At 50.9% G+C, this 20,189-nt stretch carries 19 protein-coding genes; 18 read left to right on the top strand and 1 reads right to left on the bottom strand.

Annotation, left to right across the window (positions count from 1 at the left end):
• Positions 1-83: 83 nt before the first annotated feature.
• Complete coding sequence (locus Q7T66_RS03315) at positions 84-881, bottom strand: PP2C family serine/threonine-protein phosphatase (protein WP_304931873.1); 798 nt, start codon at positions 879-881, stop codon at positions 84-86.
• A gap of 300 nt (positions 882-1,181) precedes the next feature.
• Here Q7T66_RS03315 and Q7T66_RS03310 point away from each other — a divergent pair, with 300 nt between their 5' ends.
• From Q7T66_RS03310 to hflX, 18 genes are all read left to right on the top strand, one after another.
• On the top strand, positions 1,182-1,382 hold the full coding sequence (locus tag Q7T66_RS03310; RefSeq protein ID WP_112992165.1) for a YdcH family protein: 201 nt from the start codon (positions 1,182-1,184) through the stop codon (positions 1,380-1,382).
• Between the two features lie 141 nt (positions 1,383-1,523).
• Positions 1,524-3,548 (top strand): ATP-dependent DNA helicase, encoded by a 2,025-nt coding sequence (locus Q7T66_RS03305; protein ID WP_304931871.1) that lies wholly within the window; start codon positions 1,524-1,526, stop codon positions 3,546-3,548.
• Between the two features lie 90 nt (positions 3,549-3,638).
• Entirely contained in the window at positions 3,639-4,388 is a 750-nt protein-coding gene (gene surE / locus Q7T66_RS03300; protein WP_304931870.1) for a 5'/3'-nucleotidase SurE, read from the top strand.
• The gene (locus tag Q7T66_RS03295) at positions 4,385-5,290 is read left to right on the top strand and encodes a protein-L-isoaspartate(D-aspartate) O-methyltransferase (RefSeq protein WP_304931869.1); all 906 of its coding nucleotides are present in this window, start codon (positions 4,385-4,387) and stop codon (positions 5,288-5,290) included. Before surE ends, Q7T66_RS03295 begins: the two co-directional genes overlap by 4 nt.
• Before the next feature lie 45 nt (positions 5,291-5,335).
• Positions 5,336-6,241, top strand: coding sequence for a peptidoglycan DD-metalloendopeptidase family protein (locus Q7T66_RS03290; RefSeq protein WP_304931868.1), 906 nt, complete (start codon positions 5,336-5,338; stop codon positions 6,239-6,241).
• Positions 6,241-7,290, top strand: a complete 1,050-nt coding sequence (gene rpoS, locus Q7T66_RS03285; RefSeq protein ID WP_304931867.1) for an RNA polymerase sigma factor RpoS — start codon at positions 6,241-6,243, stop codon at positions 7,288-7,290. The genes Q7T66_RS03290 and rpoS overlap by 1 nt, the downstream gene beginning before the upstream one ends.
• 121 nt (positions 7,291-7,411) lie before the next feature.
• Positions 7,412-8,785 (top strand): 23S rRNA (uracil(1939)-C(5))-methyltransferase RlmD, encoded by a 1,374-nt coding sequence (gene rlmD, locus Q7T66_RS03280; RefSeq protein ID WP_304931866.1) that lies wholly within the window; start codon positions 7,412-7,414, stop codon positions 8,783-8,785.
• A 377-nt stretch (positions 8,786-9,162) separates the two neighbouring features.
• Complete coding sequence (ndk, locus tag Q7T66_RS03275; protein WP_112992172.1) at positions 9,163-9,588, top strand: nucleoside-diphosphate kinase; 426 nt, start codon at positions 9,163-9,165, stop codon at positions 9,586-9,588.
• Positions 9,589-9,664: 76 nt separating this feature from the next.
• On the top strand, positions 9,665-10,831 hold the full coding sequence (gene rlmN / locus Q7T66_RS03270) for a 23S rRNA (adenine(2503)-C(2))-methyltransferase RlmN (RefSeq protein ID WP_304931865.1): 1,167 nt from the start codon (positions 9,665-9,667) through the stop codon (positions 10,829-10,831).
• A gap of 44 nt (positions 10,832-10,875) precedes the next feature.
• Complete coding sequence (gene pilW, locus Q7T66_RS03265; protein WP_370691612.1) at positions 10,876-11,637, top strand: type IV pilus biogenesis/stability protein PilW; 762 nt, start codon at positions 10,876-10,878, stop codon at positions 11,635-11,637.
• Positions 11,630-12,703, top strand: a complete 1,074-nt coding sequence (locus Q7T66_RS03260) for a helix-turn-helix domain-containing protein (protein WP_304931861.1) — start codon at positions 11,630-11,632, stop codon at positions 12,701-12,703. The genes pilW and Q7T66_RS03260 overlap by 8 nt, the downstream gene beginning before the upstream one ends.
• 7 nt (positions 12,704-12,710) lie before the next feature.
• Positions 12,711-13,979 carry a flavodoxin-dependent (E)-4-hydroxy-3-methylbut-2-enyl-diphosphate synthase gene (gene ispG / locus Q7T66_RS03255; RefSeq protein ID WP_304931860.1) on the top strand — a complete coding sequence of 423 codons (1,269 nt, stop codon included), beginning with the start codon at positions 12,711-12,713 and terminating at the stop codon, positions 13,977-13,979.
• 78 nt (positions 13,980-14,057) lie between these two features.
• Positions 14,058-15,404 (top strand): histidine--tRNA ligase, encoded by a 1,347-nt coding sequence (hisS, locus tag Q7T66_RS03250; RefSeq protein WP_304931859.1) that lies wholly within the window; start codon positions 14,058-14,060, stop codon positions 15,402-15,404.
• A 22-nt stretch (positions 15,405-15,426) separates the two neighbouring features.
• Positions 15,427-16,074 (top strand): tetratricopeptide repeat protein, encoded by a 648-nt coding sequence (locus tag Q7T66_RS03245; RefSeq protein WP_304931858.1) that lies wholly within the window; start codon positions 15,427-15,429, stop codon positions 16,072-16,074.
• 29 nt (positions 16,075-16,103) lie between these two features.
• A complete protein-coding gene (bamB, locus tag Q7T66_RS03240) occupies positions 16,104-17,297 on the top strand; it encodes an outer membrane protein assembly factor BamB (RefSeq protein WP_304931857.1) in 1,194 nt (397 codons plus the stop codon).
• A gap of 9 nt (positions 17,298-17,306) precedes the next feature.
• Positions 17,307-18,650 carry a ribosome biogenesis GTPase Der gene (der, locus tag Q7T66_RS03235; RefSeq protein ID WP_304931856.1) on the top strand — a complete coding sequence of 448 codons (1,344 nt, stop codon included), beginning with the start codon at positions 17,307-17,309 and terminating at the stop codon, positions 18,648-18,650.
• Between the two features lie 106 nt (positions 18,651-18,756).
• Complete coding sequence (gene hfq / locus Q7T66_RS03230) at positions 18,757-18,993, top strand: RNA chaperone Hfq (RefSeq protein WP_304931855.1); 237 nt, start codon at positions 18,757-18,759, stop codon at positions 18,991-18,993.
• A 35-nt stretch (positions 18,994-19,028) separates the two neighbouring features.
• Positions 19,029-20,147: a GTPase HflX gene (gene hflX / locus Q7T66_RS03225; protein WP_304931854.1), complete on the top strand. Its 1,119-nt coding sequence runs from the start codon at positions 19,029-19,031 to the stop codon at positions 20,145-20,147.
• The last annotated feature ends 42 nt before the right edge of the window (positions 20,148-20,189 follow it).

Here is a 20,189-nt window from a genome sequence, read left to right as displayed (position 1 = left end):
CAGACTGGGGGAGCCGGAAAAGAGTTTCCGTAATTTCTGTTGGGTAGAAAAAATAGCTGACGCCGCATGCTGATTTGTAGCCGTCAGACGGCGCGCCGCATTTTCTTCACTGTGTAATCTTTAACTTCTTTCGGTACTTTGACCAGCTTGACGATAGCTAAAGTGCAATTGTCTGCTTTGCCGTTGACGGCGCGTTCGCGTGCTTTGGCGATCAACATTTCGCTCGCCTTGCGTGGCGTGTTCATCGCCACGGCGGCGCCCAATTCCGCTTCGTTGAAATAGCGCCAGAGCCCATCGCTGCAGAGCAGGAAGGAGTCGCCTATCTTCAAGCCATCGCGGCGGTTGATCGCCAGAGTGTAATCACTGCTGCTGCCAAGTACATTGACCAACAGATTGACGAGTAGCGGATCTTTGGCTTTGATCTCGTCCAGTTTGTTCTCGGCTTTCAATTGCTCAAAATAAGTGTGATCGGTCGTGCGTTTAACGCAATTCGGGCCTTCAAAATAGTACAAGCGCGAATCGCCAACGTGCGCCCAGATCGCACTGTTTTCTGGCGTGATGATCAAAAGGACAAGCGTGCTGTGCGGCTTTTTGTCGGAAGACATGGCCGATAACTTGATTACGGTATCGGCTTCTTTTGCAATTGTATGCAGCGTGTCTTCCACCGTATCGGTCAGCGGTGAAAAACGTTCGAAGATTTGTTTTGCCGTATTGATAACTTGTTCGGCCGCCAGCGCACCTTGATTGCCCATGCCGTCAGCCAAGACTGCCAGCATGTAACCGGGAGCTTTGGGCGCGGCAAACAATGCGGTTCTATCTTGTTGTTCCGCGCGATCGCCAATATGCTGGCCGGTTCCTGCTTCTATCTTGTATTGGCTCATACGTCTGGGTGGATTAAACTAGCAGGGAAATTTGTTGCGTTTGATTATTGCATGCGTGCTTGGCACGGCAATCAAAGGCAGCCCGTTTAAATTGTAAGAATTTTTTACAATTGATTTTATTTGTATTTATGACATAAAAACCAGCGACTCTGCGCATGCGTAGTCTTTTACATGCAGAATCAGTCGCTTTTTGTAGATATTTTGCTACGACAGGATCGGAATAATTCGACTTCGTTTGTAGTGGACAATGGGGATGCGTCCTCGTTGAAGTGCAACATCGCCAAGAATGACAAAATGACTATGAGTTCTCCACAAGCTATTCACCAACGTATTGTTGAACTTGAAGTCGAGCATCGCGATCTGGATGAAGTGATCGAAACCCTGATCCGTGACGGACGGCATGAAGAGTTACAATTACGTCGTTTGAAAAAACGCAAATTGCAATTGAAGGACAACATCACCTTGCTGAAAATGCAGCTGATTCCCGATATTCCTGCTTAGCCGTTTGAGCTTGCGACCAGGGATAGTCACAAGCTTTATGTGATTTGCGCACCTGATCCAGTTTCACTATTCTTCTCTGTTTGCCTGCATCATCAGGCGCAGAAACATCGCCTTTTTTAACGCATCGCCCAAGACTTTATTTTGACCGCTGAATCTGCCGCATTGCCCGTTGGTGCCACTGCCCAACAAGTCGCCACTCACGATGCCGAGCTTGATCAGCTGTTTGGTGTGGATAGTCCTTTGGGCAATGCCGTTGGCGGATTTCGTCCGCGCAAATCTCAAACCGAGATGGCCAAGGCAATTGCCAATGCGATCGTCAATCAAAATACCTTGATCGCCGAAGCCGGTACCGGCACTGGTAAAACATTTGCATATCTGGTGCCGTCTTTGCTGTGGGGCGGCAAGGTCATCATTTCTACCGGCACCAAGAACTTGCAGGATCAACTTTTTCTGCGCGATATTCCGACTGTGCGTAAGGCATTGGGTGCGCCGGTTTCGGTCGCTTTGCTCAAAGGTCGTGCTAACTATGTTTGCCATTTCCATCTCGAGCGAACATTGCAAAATGGTCGTCTGACTTCGCGTGATGATGTTGGCTATTTGCGCGAAATTTCGCGCTTCATGAAAACCACCGGTTCTGGTGACAAGGCTGAATTATCGAAGGTGCCGGAAACGGCGCTGGTATGGAATCTCGTCACCTCGACGCGCGATACATGCATGGGCGCCGAGTGTCAGTATTATCAGGATTGCTTTGTGATGAAGGCGCGCAAGGAAGCGCAGCAGGCCGACGTGGTCGTCGTCAATCATCACCTATTCTTTGCTGATGTCGCGTTGAAAGACACAGGCGTGGCCGAATTGCTGCCATCAGCCAACACGATTATTTTTGATGAAGCGCATCAATTGCCAGAGACAGCGACGCTGTTTTTCGGCGATACGATTTCCACCTCGAACGTGCTGGAATTATGCCGCGACGTGTTGGCAGAAGGTTTGTCGCATGCGCGTGACGGCGCCGATTGGGCCAGCGTCGTGAGCAAGGTCGAGCGTGCTGCACGTGATCTGCGCCTGACTTTTCCTCAGGATATTGTGCGTCTCGCAGTCAACCAGATTGCTCCGTCCAGCCCGTTTTTCCCTGCGCTGGAAACGCTGAAGGACGAAATGGACGGCATGATCGCAGTCTTGCAAAAGCAGGCTGAACGCGCTGAGACGATAGAGCAATGTCGCGTCCGTGGAATTGAAATCGCAACGCGTCTGGAAGCATGGAACAAGCCCAAGGGTGATGTGATTATTGGGCAGGAAAGTGTGCTGTGGGTAGAAGCATTTTCGTCTTCGCTGCAACTGCATCAAACGCCACTTTCTATCGCGCCGATATTCAATAAGCAGCGCGAAGGCGTGCCGCGCACCTGGATATTTACTTCGGCAACGCTGGCCGTTAAAAACGACTTCAATCACTACACGGCGCAAATGGGTTTGTGGGACGAGGCTGCGCAGTCATGGCCGAGTCCATTCGATTACGATAGCCAGGGCTTGTTGTATGTGCCAACTGGCTTGCCGCAACCTAATTCACTCGATTATACCGATGCAGTGATCGACGCCGCATTACCGGTAATCGAAGCAGCGGGTGGCGGTGCATTTTTATTGTGCACGACGATACGTGCGGTCAATCGCTCCGCTGAGCGTTTGCGAGAAGAATTTGAACGTCGCAAATTGCCCTTCCCATTGATGGTGCAAGGCGAAGCAGGACGCACTGAATTGCTGGATCGTTTCCGTGCGGCCGGCAATGCGGTGCTGATTGGCAGCCAGAGTTTTTGGGAAGGTGTGGATGTGCGCGGCGATGCCTTGTCGCTGGTGATTATCGATAAATTGCCGTTCTCGCCGCCCGATGATCCGGTACTGGCCGCACGGATTGAAGCGCTAGAACGCAAAGGCATGAACGGCTTCATGCATCATCAATTGCCGGCAGCGATCATCAACTTGAAGCAGGGCGCTGGCCGTCTGATTCGCGATGAAACTGATCGTGGCGTGCTAATGATTTGCGACCCGCGTTTGATCGCGAAGCCTTACGGCAAACGCATCTGGCAAAGTCTGCCGCCATTCAAACGCACACGCGAACTCGATGCGGTGCGCACGTTTTTTGCATCGACCGTGGATGCAGTAGGCGACGCGGAGTAATTCCCCTTCGCGCTGCGATCAGTGATCTGCTGCTCTCGCGAATGCGAAAGCTTGTTCAGAAAGCGGCGTTGCTTCAGGTAAAATTCACACATGAAAATTCTTATCAGTAATGACGACGGCTATCTCGCTCCCGGCTTGATTGCCTTAGCCGAGGCGCTGGCACCGATTGCCGATATCGTCGTCGTTGCGCCGGACAGTAACCGTTCCGGCAGCTCTAATTCCCTCACGCTGGACAGACCGCTTTCCGTCTATCAAGCGGCTAACGGTTTTTACTTCATCAACGGCACACCTTCCGATTGCGTTCATATTGCGCTGACCGGCATCATGACGTCCAAGCCTGACCTGATTGTTTCCGGGGTTAATCAAGGGCAAAACATGGGCGACGACACGCTGTATTCCGGCACTGTGGCGGCGGCGACTGAGGGTCATTTATTTGGGATTCCAGCGATCGCGTTTTCGCAACTGGATAAAGGTTGGGGCGAGATCAAGTCGGCCGCACGGGTTGCACGCGATATTGTTGAACGCTGCGCTGAAGGACATTTCGCTCATTTGGCAGAAAATTTTCTGCTGAACGTCAATATTCCCAACATGCCTTATGAGCAAATTAAGCCAGCCCTTGCGACTCGACTCGGCAAACGTCATCAGTCAGAAGCCGTGATCAAGACGCAGGATCCTAGCGGTCGCGATATTTATTGGATAGGTCCTTGTGGCGGGCAAAAAGATGCCGGTGAAGGTACCGATTTTCATGCAACTGCGCTGGGTCATGTATCGATCACGCCTTTGCAAATCGATTTGACACACAATACGCAACTCGCTGCATTGAAGAAAGTGCTGGCATGACGGACAAGACCAAGCGCTTCCCGTTGTCGCTGTCTTCCATCGCGGAAAAAGCTCCGCGCAACGGCGCACGCAGTGAACCGAATCGCAATGTGAGCGGCAAAACTGCTACGCCGCAAACTGCCACGCAGAATGCCTCGCGTCATGCGGCCGCGCCGGCCATGCGGACTGTTTCAAACTCTAGTGCGTCACCTCGTCAGTCTGAGCCCTCGCACAAAGCCGCAACGCATGCTCCTACAGCAGGTAATCGCAGCGCGCCACTGGTGTCAGAAGCAATACGCAAGGCGATGACGGCTCGTGTGGCGAAACAGGGTGTAAAAGACAGTAAGGTATTGGCGGCAATGGAGGCGGTGCCGCGCCATTTATTCATGGAGCCGGCGTTGGCGAGCCAGGCTTATATCGACGCATCCTTGCCAATTGGGTATCACCAAACGATTTCGCAACCGTATATCGTGGCGAGAATGATTGAAGTCATGCGGAACAATAGTGCAGGTGGCGTACTCAATCGTGTGCTGGAAATTGGCACCGGTTGTGGTTACCAGGCTGCGGTCTTGGCGCTGGTGGCAAAAGAAGTCTATTCCATCGAGCGCATCAAGGGTTTGCATGAGCTGGCCAAGACCAACCTGCGGCCCATGCGGGTGGCAAATATCCGCTTGCATTACGGAGATGGTATGCTTGGCTTGCCACAGGCAGCCCCGTTTGACGGCATAATTTTAGCCGCAGCGGGGATGGAAGTGCCGCAGGCCTTGCTGGAACAAATGACGATAGGCGGTCGCCTAGTTGCCCCAGTCGGGGATAGGCATCAAGTTCTACAATTGATAGAACGCGTCAGCAAATTTGAATGGAAAAGTTCGACGCTGGAGGATTGCCACTTTGTGCCTCTCCGTCCAGGTACCGTAACTTGAACTCCGCGAACAAACATCGCTAAAAAATAATTGAACGTAAAGAGAATGAAAAAAATTCGACTCACATTGTTGGCATTACTGGTTGGCTCCTTAGCCGCTTGTGGTACGACGCATCGCGCTGCCCCAGTTTCAGAACGCACCATAGGCGGGACAAATTCTGCAAAAGCACCAGCGGAAGACCGCAGTTTCTATACAGTAAAAAAAGGCGATACCTTGTACCGCATCGCGCTGGATTTCGGCCAAAGCTATAGCGAACTCGTGACATGGAACAAACTGGCAAATCCAAATGACATCAAGGTTGATCAAGTACTGCGCGTAGCACCGCCTGAATCTTCGACATCGCGGGCCAGCAGCGGTGCGCAAATTGGTTCGATTGCATCATCATCGGGTACCGAGGCACGTACTTTGCCTGCGCCTCCGACAATGACGGGCGCCAATAAAACGGCTCCGCGTGGCGACAAACGACCGTATTCCGATAGTAATTTGACCGAGATGCAGAAATCGGAAGCAGCAGCTGCTGCTGCTGCCGCAGCAGCCAAGGCAGCTGAACCTGCTACAGCAGCTGCACCCGTGGCATCAGATGACGAAACTGTCTCCTGGATGTGGCCAGCCGAAGGCAAAGTCGTCGCGACTTTTGATGACAATAAAAAAGGCATCGATATCGCCGGTAAATCTGGTCAGCAAGTATTGGCTGCCGGTTCCGGTAAAGTCATGTATGCCGGTAGCGGCATCCGCGGTTATGGCAATCTGGTCATCGTTAAACATACGAGCACCTTGTTATCCGCCTATGCGCACAACAAGGCTATCCACGTGAAAGAAGGCCAGAACGTTACCAAAGGCCAAAAGATTGCCGACATGGGCGATTCGGATGCAGATGCAGTCAAATTGCATTTTGAAATTCGCCAGCAAGGCAAGCCCGTCGACCCATCCAAGTTTTTACCCAGCCGCTAATGACACGTAACCGGAATGCACAGGCAGACGACGAGGAAAACGCGGAGCCCGCGTCCTCCGAGCTATCTTTTCATTCTGGTGATGATGACGAAAAAGGCGACGACACTGATGAAGATGTCGAATCCGCCGATTCCGATGAGCCAAATGAGCGCACTGCGGTACCGGTTGAAGTAGCAGGCATCGATGAACTGAAAAAGGTTCTATCGACAGAACTGTCCACCGATGCGACCCAACATTATCTGAACCAAATAGGCGCACGTGCCTTGCTGACGGTGCCTGAAGAAGTTCACTTCGCTACGCTGGCCAAGCAGGGTAATTTCGAAGCGCGTCAAAAAATGATCGAACACAATCTGCGTCTGGTTGTGTCCATTGCCAAGCATTACATCAATCGCGGTGTCGTTCTGCTCGATCTGATCGAAGAAGGCAATCTGGGTTTGATGCGTGCCATCGATAAATTCGAGCCCGAGCGCGGATTTCGTTTCTCGACTTATGCGACATGGTGGATACGCCAAAGCATAGAGCGCGCGATCATGAATCAGGCACGCACGGTACGTTTGCCGGTGCACGTGGTACGTGAATTGAATCAAACGCTACGCGCAAAATTTCATCTGGAAGCACAACATCACGACGGCAAGGATGCAACGGCCGAAGGTATTGCGCATCTGGTTGATCGCAGCGTTGAAGATGTGCAGGATATTCTTGCCTTGTCCGAGCACGCCAGTTCATTGGATGCGCCACTCGATGGCGATCCGCAATCCAGTCTGATGGATTTGCTGCAGGGCGATCATGCGAACGATCCCGATGCGCAGGCCGAACATCACGAAATGACAATCTTGGTGCGCGATTGGCTGGATAAATTGCCGGATAAGCAGCGCTTGGTCATCACACGCCGCTTTGGTCTGGACAATGATGATCCAGCCACGCTGGAAGAACTGGCAGTAGAAATGCATGTCACGCGTGAGCGCGTTCGGCAAATTCAGCAGGAAGCTTTGATTAAATTGAAGCGTTCCCTCGCCAAGAATGGCGTAGGTAAAGATTCGCTGTTGTAACGGGCTTTAGCGTTAAATCTATCGCGCATGTGTGGCAGTTTGCTATCATCCGTTTCTTTTGATTTTCCCCTTTTTAATGCGAGCAAGGTTTTGCCTAGCTCGCTAATCTGATTTAATCCCTATGCAGCAAACAATTATTGATATCGAGTCCCTCGACATGGAAGCCCGTGGTGTTGGCCATCTGAAAAATGAAGATGGCACGCCCGGCAAAGTGGTATTCGTCGAAGGCGCTTTGCCAAAAGAGCGCGTGGTTTATTCTTCCTATCGCAAAAAAGCGAATTGGGAAGCGGCAAAAATGATGTCCGTGATCAAGGAATCATCGCTGCGCACCAAGCCTAAATGCAGCTATTTTGGTATCTGTGGCGGTTGCTCGATGCAGCATCTAGAAGCTGGCGCGCAAGTCGCGCTGAAGCAGCGCATCCTTGAAGATAATTTAAAGCATATAGGCAAGGTCAAGCCCGAAACCATGCTGCGTCCTATACACGGACCGACTTGGGGTTATCGCTATCGCGCACGTATTTCTGTGCGTAATGTGCCGAAAAAAGGTGGCGTGCTGGTTGGTTTTCATGAGCGTAAATCTTCGTTCATTACCGATATGAAGACCTGCGAAATTTTGCCGCCCAATGTCTCCGCGATGCTGGTGCCTTTGCGCGAATTGATTGCGTCGCTTTCAGTCATCGATCATTTGCCGCAAATTGAATTGGCAATAGGTCAGGGCGCAGAAGACAAAATCACTGCCATGGTTTTGCGCATCATGACTGAACTTTCGGCTAACGACGAAGTGAAATTGAAGGCGTTTGCCGATCATCACAAAGTGCAATGGTGGTTGCAACCAGCCGGCCCGGATAGTGCATATCAGTTCTATCCGGTAGAGGCGAATTTGCATTACGCCTTGCCGGAATTCGGTGTCACGATGCCGTTCAAGCCTACCGATTTTACGCAGGTAAATCATCAAATTAATCGCGTTCTGGTAGCGCGCGCATTGCGTTTGCTGGACGTGCAAGCGACAGATCGTGTCGCTGATCTCTTCTGCGGCTTGGGTAATTTCACGCTGCCGATTGCAACGCAAGCACGTGAAGTGGTTGGCGTGGAAGGCAGCACAACGTTGACCGAACGCGCAATGGAAAACGCGCAAGCAAATCAACTGGCCGAAAAAACCTCGTTTTATTCGCGCAATCTGTTCGAAGCCAAAACCGAGGATTTCATCGAAATAGGCAAGTTCGATCGCATGTTGATCGACCCACCGCGCGATGGTGCCTTGGCAGTCTGTGAAGCGCTGGCCGGATTGAATGCATTGCAGCCGGATCTGATGCCTAGCCGTATTGTCTATGTGTCATGCAATCCATCCACACTCGCGCGCGACGCAGCAGTGTTGGTGAATGACGGGCCTTACATATTGAAAAATGCCGGCGTGGTGAATATGTTTCCGCATACTTCGCATGTCGAGTCGATGGCGGTTTTTGAGTTGAATCGGGATCAAAAGCCCGCTGCTTGATTCTTTTTCTTGAGCCATATTTGATGTTTTAAAAGCCGACTTTGATGTCGGCTTTTTTGTTTGTATTGCAAGAATTTCTTGTTCATTTAGGACGTGTAAATTAACTAAATGTCATCGAATTTAAATAAACATGACATATTCTGAGGATGGATCAGCGCTTGTCAAAAGGCTTGTTCCCCTTCGCTTTTAGGTTCTTGCTTAAACGAATTTGCTTGAAAAAATACCATGTGTTTGATGAGCGGACTTAGGCCCGGCACGGCTTAGGCATAAAACCATGTGTTCCTGCTCATAAAGAGGGTGTTTCATGCTAGAATCGAAGGTTGATTGAGTTCTCAATTTTTCGTCTTAACCCTTTCATTTTATTGGAGTTTTTTCAGATGGCAATCGAACGCACACTGTCGATTATTAAACCGGACGCAGTCGCTAAAAACGTAATCGGTCAAATTTATTCCCGTTTCGAAGGCGCTGGCTTGAAAATCATCGCTGCTCGCATGACACAATTGTCGCGCGCTGAAGCTGAAGGTTTCTACGCTGTTCACAGCGCACGTCCTTTCTTCAAGGATCTGGTTGACTTCATGATCTCGGGTCCTGTGATCATTCAAGTACTTGAAGGCGAAAACGCAATCATCAAACATCGTGATCTGATGGGCGCAACCGATCCTAAAAAGGCTGACAAAGGTACGATTCGTGCTGACTTCGCTGACTCGATCGATGCAAACGCAGTCCACGGTTCCGACGCAGAAGAAACAGCGAAAGTTGAAATCGCTTATTACTTCCCAGCGTTGAACGTTTACTCGCGTTAATTTGCGATTAATTTGTAATGTCGCTATTCGTTGATATGTTTTCATCGACGAACCAGCGGCAACAAGAAGTGTTTTTATGACGACTCTCACCAATCTGCTGGATCTGGATCCTGCGCAGCTCATCGCTTATTGCGGCGAGTTGGGTGAGAAGCCGTTCCGCGCCAAGCAATTGCAGCGCTGGATACATCAATTCGGTGCCAGTGATTTTGACGCGATGACGGATTTGGCCAAGTCGCTGCGCGACAAGCTGAAGACGCGCGCGATGATTGCTGCGCCAGCTGTGATCTCCGATCACACCTCTACCGACGGCACACGCAAGTGGCTGATCGATGTGGGGCAGGGCAATGCGGTCGAGACTGTTTTTATTCCTGAAGAAAACCGCGGCACCTTGTGTATTTCTACACAAGCCGGTTGCGCGGTAAATTGCCGGTTTTGTTCAACCGGAAAACAAGGCTTTAACCGTAATCTGTCAGTCGGCGAAATCATAGGCCAACTGTGGATGGCAGAATTTGAATTGCGCCGGACCAAAGGCATAGAGCCAGGTCCAAAAGGCGAGCGCCAAATCACCAACGTCGTGATGATGGGCATGGGCGAACCTTTGCTGAATTATGAGCCGACCGTTACTGCGCTCAAGTTGATGCTTGACGATAACGCGTATGGTTTGTCGCGTCGTCGCGTGACCTTGTCGACCAGTGGCGTGGTGCCGATGATAGACAAACTCTCACAAGATTGCGCAGTGGCGTTGGCTGTATCGCTGCACGCATCGAACGATGCCTTGCGCGATGGCCTGGTGCCATTGAATAAAAAATATCCGTTGAAAGAATTGATGGCCGCTTGCAAGCGCTATTTGGAATTCGCTCCACGGGATTTTGTGACCTTTGAATATTGCATGCTGGATGGTGTCAACGACAGCGATCAACATGCGCGCGAGTTGCTGGCGTTAGTCCAAGGCAAAGATGGCGTGCCATGCAAATTCAATTTGATTCCCTTTAATCCATTCCCAGAATCGGGTTTGACTCGCTCCAATAATCCACGCATCAAGGCGTTCGCGCAGGTGCTGATGGATGGCGGCATTGTTACGACTGTGCGCAAGACCCGCGGTGATGATATTGATGCGGCATGTGGCCAACTGGCAGGTGAAGTGCAAGACCGTACGCGCGTGCAAGACCGTATGAAAAAAATGGCCGAGTATCAAGAGAAATTCGGTAAAGATTTTGGACGTATTGTGGAGATTTCATCTTGAAAATAGCGCGTCCTGTAGTCTGGTTTGGTATCACTTTGTTCTCCATGGTCTTGGCTGGTTGCGTAACCAGCACTACAAGTTCATCCAAGCAAGATGGCGATGCGACGACGGTCACCGGCACCGATAAATCAGATAATCATAGACGTGCGCGTATTCGTTTGCAACTGGCAAGCGAGTATTACCAGCAAGGACAGATGAATGTCGCGCTGGATGAAATCAAACTTGCATTGCAAGCGGACTCGGAATTTTCCGATGCATACAGCATGGCCGGATTGATTTACATGGATCTGGGCGAAACGCGTTTGGCAGAAGAAAATATGACGCGTGCCTTGCGCTTGGCGCCAAATGATCCGGACTTGAGCAACAACTATGGCTGGTTCCTGTGCCAGAACGGACGCGCTCAGCAGTCGATTGCCTATTTCGAATCAGCGATTCGCAACAAGGCTTATCAGTCGCCGGCCAAGGCATTTAATAACGCTGGTACTTGCAGCCTGATTTTGAAAAATCCAGTCGCAGCAGAAGCTTATTTCAATCAAGCCTTCCGCTACGATCCGGGCAATCCGACAACGAATACTAATTTGTCGCGTATCAATTACGAGCGTGGCGATTTTGAGCGTGCCCGCTTTTACATTACGCGCGTGACCAAGATGGATGTATTGAGTGCAGAAGTACTCTGGTTGGCGATCAAGATAGAACACAAGATGGGTGATCGCGCAGCAGAAGCCAGTTTTGCAACGCAATTGCGTCGCCGTTATCCAAACTCAAATGAATTTGCGGCTTATCAGCGTGGAGCCTTTAATGAATGATGAAGTGCCAGTAAACCAGCAGCCAGAAAACGTGGCTTCTACCAACTCAAATCCTGAGGCGGTCGTTAATACTGTTGAGCAGATAGTGCCGGCGGGAGCGCAACTTGCCGCCCTGCGTGAAGCGCGCGGCTGGACGACGCTGCAGATCGCTAGTCAACTCAATCTTGCGAATAGGCAGATTCAGGCATTGGAAGCAGATAACTATGCGGCCTTGCCTGGCATGGTTATCGTGCGCGGTTTTATTCGCGCTTATGCGAAAGTATTGCAAGCTGATCCTGCGCCTATCTTGGCAGCGATCGTTGATGATACTTCCACACCAGCTGTGTTGCTGCCTGAGCGCAATACGCTTTCAGCATCTTTTTCTGAAGCCAAATTGTCGCCTTCCGGTCCTCGCGGATTCTCATTCAAGTTGATGGTTGGTGTTGCTGTGTTGGCGCTGATTGGTGTTGCTATATTCGCTGGACAGCATTTAGGTTTGATCCCTTCGTCGATGTCGCCGCAGACTTCCCATGTAGAAAAGGTTTTGCCGATTGAGAGTGGAGAAATCGTCGAGGTACCTCCAGCGCAATCTGAGGTAATTGAAGGGTCAGTTGCACCAAGTACGAATGAATCGAATGCGACTTCGGCGGCAACGCCGACTGCGCCGGTAGCAGAATCAAAAGTTACAGTGCCTGAATCCAAACCGGCAGCAGTTGTCTCGGCTCCTGCGCCAACCCCAGTTACAGCATCGAAACCGTCCGTAGCTGCACCAGCCGTTCAATCTGTTGCGGCGACTATGAATACAACTGCAGTTACTGCACCTGTAGTGGCTGCCGTTCCAGTGAATAGCAAAGATGCATTGGCGATCAAGGTGCGCGAAGATTCATGGGTGGAAATTAAGCGCGCTGACAATAGCGTATTGCTTTCACGTTTGCTGAAAGCGGGCACATCCGAAGTCGTTGCTGTGACCGAACCCGTCAACATGGTGATCGGTAATGCTGCCGGCGTTGATGTCACCTTGCGCGGCAAATCTGTTGATGTTGTTACGGGCAACACGAGTAACGTTGCACGTTTGAATTTGAAATAATTTACGTATGTCTTCATCCGATCCGATTGGTACAGGTTCTTGGCCGCGACGTAAAAGTCGCATAGCGGTTGTCAGTTATGGTGGCCGCGAAGTTCGTATCGGCGGCGATGCGCCAGTGGTCGTGCAATCGATGACCAATACCGATACCGCAGACGTAATCGGCACCGCGATCCAGATCAAGGAATTGGCGCGTGCTGGTTCCGAGATGGTCCGTATCACGGTGAATACGCCAGAAGCCGCCGCTGCTGTCCCCGAGATTTGCGAGCAGCTGGACAAGATGGATATCGTCGTGCCGCTTGTTGGTGATTTCCACTACAACGGCCACAAGTTGTTGAACGACTATCCGGATTGCGCGAAAGCGCTGGCGAAATATCGCATCAATCCCGGCAATGTCGGCAAGGGAAACAAGCGTGATACGCAGTTCGCGCAGATGATTGAAACTGCCTGCCGTTTCGATAAGCCAGTACGTATTGGTGTTAATTGGGGCAGCTTGGATCAAGAGCTGCTGGCGCGCATCATGGATGAAAACGCGACAAGAGCGAATCCGTGGACTGCGCAAGCGGTTATGTATGAAGCGCTGGTGACTTCGGCGATTGAAAATGCACTGCGCGCTGAAGAAGTAGGTCTGGCTGGTGACAAAATTATTTTGTCTTGCAAAGTGTCAGGCGTGCAGGATTTGATCGCGGTATATCGCGAACTTGCGCGTCGTTGCGATTACCCATTGCATCTCGGCTTGACCGAAGCGGGCATGGGCAGCAAAGGCATCGTTGCCTCGACGGCTGCATTATCGGTTTTGCTGCAAGAAGGCATAGGCGACACGATCCGTATTTCGCTGACACCAGAACCGGGTGGCGACAGAACGCGTGAAGTCATCGTTGGCCAGGAAATTTTGCAAACCATGGGCTTGCGTAAATTTACGCCGATGGTGATTGCATGCCCAGGTTGTGGTCGCACGACGTCGACGGTATTCCAGGAACTGGCAGATGGCATTCAGACTTATCTGCGCGATCAAATGCCAGTCTGGAAAAAACAATATCCTGGCGTCGAAGCGATGAACGTTGCTGTGATGGGGTGTATCGTCAACGGTCCTGGCGAATCGAAACACGCGAACATCGGTATCAGTTTGCCTGGCACTGGTGAGTCGCCAGCGGCGCCCGTATTTGTCGATGGTGAAAAAACTGTCACGCTGCGTGGCGATAATATTGCCGCAGAATTTCATGCGATCGTGCTTGATTATGTCAAGACGCATTACGGTAAAGAAAACACAGCCGCATAGTTTTATGCGCTGCTGAAATAAACGATGCTCACGAAGTGTGCAGCGTCAAACAAGTTAAAGATAAGTTTTTAAAAATAAATGTCAGATACCAAGAAAATAGAAAAAATTGTCGGCGTGAAGGGAATGAACGACATTCTCCCCGTCGATGCGCCCATGTGGGAATTGTTTGAAAATACCGTACACACGGTGTTGAAAAGCTACGGTTTCCAGCAAATTCGCACGCCTATCGTCGAGCCGACTGCATTGTTCTCGCGCGGCTTGGGCGAAGTCACCGATATCGTTGAGAAGGAAATGTATTCCTTTACCGATTCTATGAACGGCGATGAATTAACCTTGCGTCCGGAATGCACTGCAAGCGTTGTGCGCGCGGCGCTCGAACATAATTTGACTTACGACGGTCCAAAACGTCTCTGGTATTCAGGCCCGATGTTCCGTCACGAAAGACCGCAACGTGGTCGCTATCGCCAGTTCCATCAAATCGGTGCGGAAGCGATCGGTTTTTCCGGTCCGGATATCGATGCAGAGCTGATCATGATGTGTCAGCGTTTGTGGGACGACCTTGGCTTGCAGGATGTACGTCTGGAATTGAATTCCATTGGCAATGCTGAAGAACGCAATAAGCATAGAGCTGATCTAATTGCGTACTTTGAGCAGAATACTGAATTGCTGGATGCAGAAGCGCAAAAGCGTTTGCACAGCAATCCATTGCGCATCCTCGATACCAAAAATCCGACCATGCAGGATATGGTCAATGCAGCGCCTAAGCTGCTTGATTATCTGGGCGAAGATTCGCGTGCGCATTTTGAAGGCGTGCAAAAAATCCTGAATCACAATGCGGTTCGTTTCACCATCAATCCGCGTTTGGTACGCGGCATGGATTATTACAATCGCACCGTGTTTGAATGGGTCACCGATCAACTTGGTTCGCAAGGTACTGTTTGCGGCGGTGGTCGTTACGATCCGCTGGTTGAAATGTTTGGCGGTAAGCCTACGCCAGCTTGCGGGTTCGCAATGGGCGTTGAACGCATCCTTGAATTGATGAAAGCCAGCGGCGAAAAATTCACGCCGAATCAATGTGACGTTTACATCGTGCATCAAGGTGAGCCAGCGCAGTTGCAGGCATCGGTTGTCGCAGAACGTTTGCGCGATGCAGGTTTGGATGTGTTGTTGCATTGCGCATCGTCGGCCGGTATCGGTAGTTTTAAATCGCAGATGAAGCGTGCCGACAATAGCGGTGCTGCTTACGCCGTCATCATCGGCGAAGATGAAATCGCACAAGGCATGGCAGTCGTTAAAGAAATGCGCGATTCAGAAGGCAAGCAATCGAATGTTGTATTCGAAGGCATCGCCGATTATCTGGTCGACCAAATTGTTGGCGATGATCACGACCATGATCACGGCGACCACGTTCACTATCATCATTAATTCACACTAATATCAGACAATCATGGCATACGATCACGCAGAAGAAGAGCAACTAGCCAGCCTTAAAGCCTGGTGGAATCAATACGGCAATCTGGTTACCTGGTTGTTGATTATCGTGTTGGCGGCTTATGCAGCATGGGCAGGTTGGGGCGTTTATCAGCGCAACCAATCGGCGCAAGCAGCACAGCTTTACGAAGAGTTGCAAAAAGCAGTAACGGCGCAAGACAAGGAAAAAATCCAGCGCGTCGCGACCGATATGGAAGAGAAATTTTCTCGTACCGCTTACGCGCAAATGAGTGGCTTGACCGCAGCTAAATCAGCTTTCGATTCGAACGACTTCAAAACCGCAAAAGCGCAGTTGCAATGGGTCGCCGACAAAGGCAGTGCTGAATACAAAGCCGTCGCAAAAATTCGTCTGGCGGGTATTTTGCTCGATGAAAAATCCTACGACGAAGGTTTGAAAGTGTTGGCGGGCGATTTCCCTGCAGAGTTTGCTGGTGTTGTGAGTGATCGCAAGGGCGACATTTTCGTTGCACAAAACAAGCTGGATGAAGCGCGTACTGCTTATCATGCGGCACTGGAAAAAACCGATGCGCAAAATCCGGGACGTCAGTTGATCCAGATAAAACTGGATGCAATTGGTGGTGCTCCTGTGAAAAAAGCTGCATAAATTAGCTGCATACACGTTTAAGGAAGAAGATGCGTATCGAATCGAATGCCAAATTGAATTCCGCTGTGATGACCACGACAAAAATTCTGGGTGCTGGATTGCTGCTCGCAATCACCGGTTGCTCAACTTTGTCGTCGCTTAATCCGTTTGCCAGCAAACCGTCGACGCGCAATCAGCCTGCGGCTTTGACTGAAGTCAAACCGACAGCAACTGTACGCACCGTGTGGTCGGAAAAAATTGGCAAAGCAGGTCAATATAGTTTCGCGCCAGCGGTTGTTGGCGGCGATGTATTTACTGCAGCAGCAGACGGCACGATTACGCGCATCAATGCAACGACTGGTCGTTCGGTCTGGAGTATCAATGCCGGAACCAAGTTGACGGCGGGTGTTGGCAGCGATGGCGATACCATCGTGGTGGCCGGTGAAAAAGGTACGGTACTTGCGTTTGATGGCAATGGTAAGCAACGTTGGAAGGCGCAAGCCAGCAGCGAAGTATTGTCTACACCTGCAGTTGGTCAAAACGTTGTGATCGTTCGCAGCCTGGATAATCGCGTAGTCGCGTTGGATGCCGAGACAGGCGTGCGTAAATGGTTCTTGCAACGTACTGCACCTGCACTGACTTTGCGTACTTCGCCTGGTATCACGATTGTGAACTCGACGGCTTTTGTTGGTCTGGCTGGCGGTCGTTTGCTGGCAGTCACATTGACTAACGGCGCACCACGCTGGGAAGTCGCAGTTGGCGATCCACGCGGCACGACAGAACTGGAACGTATCGCTGATATTTCCGGTTCGCCGGTAGTCTCAGGTCGCGATGTTTGCGCGGTTGCTTATCAAGGTCGTGTTGCCTGTTTTGATGCTGCTAGCGGCACACCACGTTGGGCAAAACCATTATCCAGCGATGTTGGCGTTGCAGTCGATGAGCGTTTTGTCTATGCATCAGATGAACGTGGCGGCTTGAGCGCATTTGCGCGTGATGGCGGCACCAGCATCTGGCGCACTACCCAATTGGCAAATCGTCGCTTGTCGACACCAGTCAGTTCCAACCGTTTGGTAGCGGTAGGCGACTACCAAGGTTACATCCATTTTTTCTCGAAAGAAGATGGCTCGTTAGCGGCGCGTATCAGCACCGATGGCAGCCCGATTCTTGCCGCACCGGTTAGCGCCGGCGCGAATTTTATTTTTCAAACTCAATCAGGAACGTTGGTCGCTGTCGCGGCCGAGTAAAACAATTAGATGAAGCCGGTTATTGCACTTGTAGGTCGACCTAACGTCGGCAAATCCACGCTCTTCAATCGACTAACCCGGTCGCGTGATGCGTTGGTCGCTGACCTTCCGGGCTTGACGCGTGACCGGCACTACGGCGAAGGCCGTGTGGGCGAACGTCCTTTCCTAGTGATTGATACTGGCGGTTTCGAGCCTGTTGCCAAGGAAGGCATCATGCACGAAATGGCCAAGCAGACGAAGCAAGCGGTAGCTGAAGCTGACGTTGTGATTTTCATCGTTGATGGTCGTCAGGGTCTGACACCACACGATAAAACCATTACCGACTTCCTACGCAAGTCTGGCCGTTCGGTGATGCTGGTGGTCAACAAGGCCGAAGGCATGAAGTACACGATGGTGACAGCTGATTTCTACGAACTCGGCATGGGTGATCCTTACGTAATTTCCGCCGCGCATGGTGACGGTGTGACCGATCTGGTGGAAGAATCGCTGGACATCGCCTTCGCGCAGCGCCCTCCGGAAGAAGAAATCCCTGAATCGAAAGACCGCAGTGTTCGCCTGGCGATCGTCGGTCGTCCGAATGTCGGCAAGTCCACGTTGGTCAATACGTTGCTCGGCGAAGAACGCGTCATCGCATTCGATTTGCCTGGCACTACTCGCGATTCAATCGAGATTCCGTTCGAGCGCGAAGGCAAGTTGTATACCTTGATCGATACCGCTGGTATCCGTCGTCGGGGCAAAGTATTTGAAGCGATCGAAAAATTCTCCGTGGTGAAAACCCTGCAATCGATTTCCGAAGCGAACGTCGTGCTCTTGCTGCTCGACGCGCAACAGGATATTTCCGAGCAGGATGCGCACATTGCCGGTTTTATTCTAGAGTCGGGCAGGGCGCTGGTAGTTGGCGTGAATAAATGGGATGGTTTGACCAGTGATAGACGCGACGAGATCAAGATTGATCTGGAGCGCAAGTTGGGTTTCCTGTCATTTGCAAAAACACATTTCGTCTCCGCACTGAAGTCCAGTGGCATTGGTCCGATGATGAAGTCCGTCGATGGCGCGTATGCGGCAGCGATGTCTAATTTGTCTACGCCTAAACTGACCCGTGCATTGATCGAAGCAGTCGAGCATCAACAACCACGTCGTAAAGGCTCCATCCGTCCGAAATTGCGTTATGCGCATCAGGGCGGCATGAATCCACCTATCGTCGTCATCCACGGTAATGCTCTGGATGCGATCGATGCCAACTACAAACGCTTCCTCGAAAAACATTTCCGCGAAACTTTTTCGCTGGTGGGGACTCCACTACGTATCGAGTTACGTTCTGGTAAAAATCCTTTCAGCCGATCGGAAAAATAAGCTGGTTTAGCGCAAAACTGCGAAATCGATTACATTCCTGAGAGCGGCACTTGAAAATAAGCAAGATGCCTCAACCTCCTAATCACAACAACACAATGGAGCTGTCATGACCAACAAAGGGCAACTGTTACAAGACCCATTTCTCAATGCATTGCGCAAAGAGCACGTCCCCGTTTCGATCTATCTGGTAAACGGTATCAAGCTCCAAGGTCATATCGAATCGTTTGATCAATACGTCGTTTTATTGCGTAATACGGTTACGCAAATGGTTTATAAACACGCAATTTCCACAGTCGTGCCTGCACGCGCAGTCAATCTGAGCATCGAGTCTGACGCTGAATAAGGTCGGCATCATTTTGTTACTGGCGCGAGATTAATATGCGTGCAGTACTGGTTGGCCTTGATTTCGGTAAAGGCTATTTCGCCGCAAGCCTGGAAGAACTTTCCCTACTTGCGCGATCTGCAGGTGCCGAACCAATCACAACGATTACAGGCAAGCGTTCAAGTCCGGACGCTGCCTTGTTCGTTGGTTCGGGCAAGGCAAATGAAATCGCAGATGCGGTGGTCGATCATGAGATCGATATAGTCATTTTCAATCACGCACTTTCCCCCGCGCAGCAACGTAACCTCGAACGTCACCTGAAAATCCGGGTGGTTGATCGAACCAGCCTGATTCTGGATATTTTTGCGCAACGCGCACAAAGCCACGAAGGTAAAGTTCAGGTTGAGTTGGCGCAATTGCAACATTTATCCACACGTTTGATCCGCGGTTGGACCCACCTTGAGCGTCAAAAAGGTGGTATTGGTTTGCGCGGTCCGGGTGAGACGCAGTTGGAAACCGATAGACGATTGCTGGGCGAACGCGTGAAAGCGCTGCGTGCCAAGCTAGAAAAGCTGCAAAAACAGCGTGCGACACAACGTCGTGCGCGCAGCCGTAATAATGCGTTTTCGGTTTCGCTGGTTGGCTATACCAATGCGGGTAAATCAACGCTGTTCAACGCGTTGACCAAAGCCAAGATGCTGGCTGCCGATCAGTTATTTGCTACCTTGGATACCACCTCGCGTCGTATCTATCTGGGCGAAGCCGGTAATGTGGTGATCTCGGATACAGTTGGATTTATCCGCGAGTTGCCGCATCAATTGGTGGCTGCTTTCCGCGCTACTTTGGAAGAAACTATCCATGCCGATTTACTGCTGCATGTAGTAGATGGTGCAAGCCCGGCGCGTATGGAGCAGATCGAAGAAGTAAATATGGTTTTGCGAGAAATTGGCGCCGATCATATCCCGCAAATTCTGGTTTGGAACAAGATTGACGCTGCAGGGCTGGAACCTGCTTTGGAGCGTGATGAATATGATAAAATCCGACGTGTTTTTATTAGTGCCCAGACTGGAAGCGGATTGGATCTATTGCGAGAAGCAGTAGCCGAATGTGCGAAGCAGCGCGCCGCTGGACTTGAAGATGACTCGCTTGTTGCATCTGAAGACGTCAACCCATAACGAATTTATTTGGTATTCCAACCCACTATTTTTCAGCCCGGA

It is taken from the genome of Herminiimonas sp. (assembly GCF_030655415.1).
The sequence above is the reverse complement of the archived record's forward strand: the minus strand, read 5'-3'. Positions and strand labels throughout refer to the sequence as shown.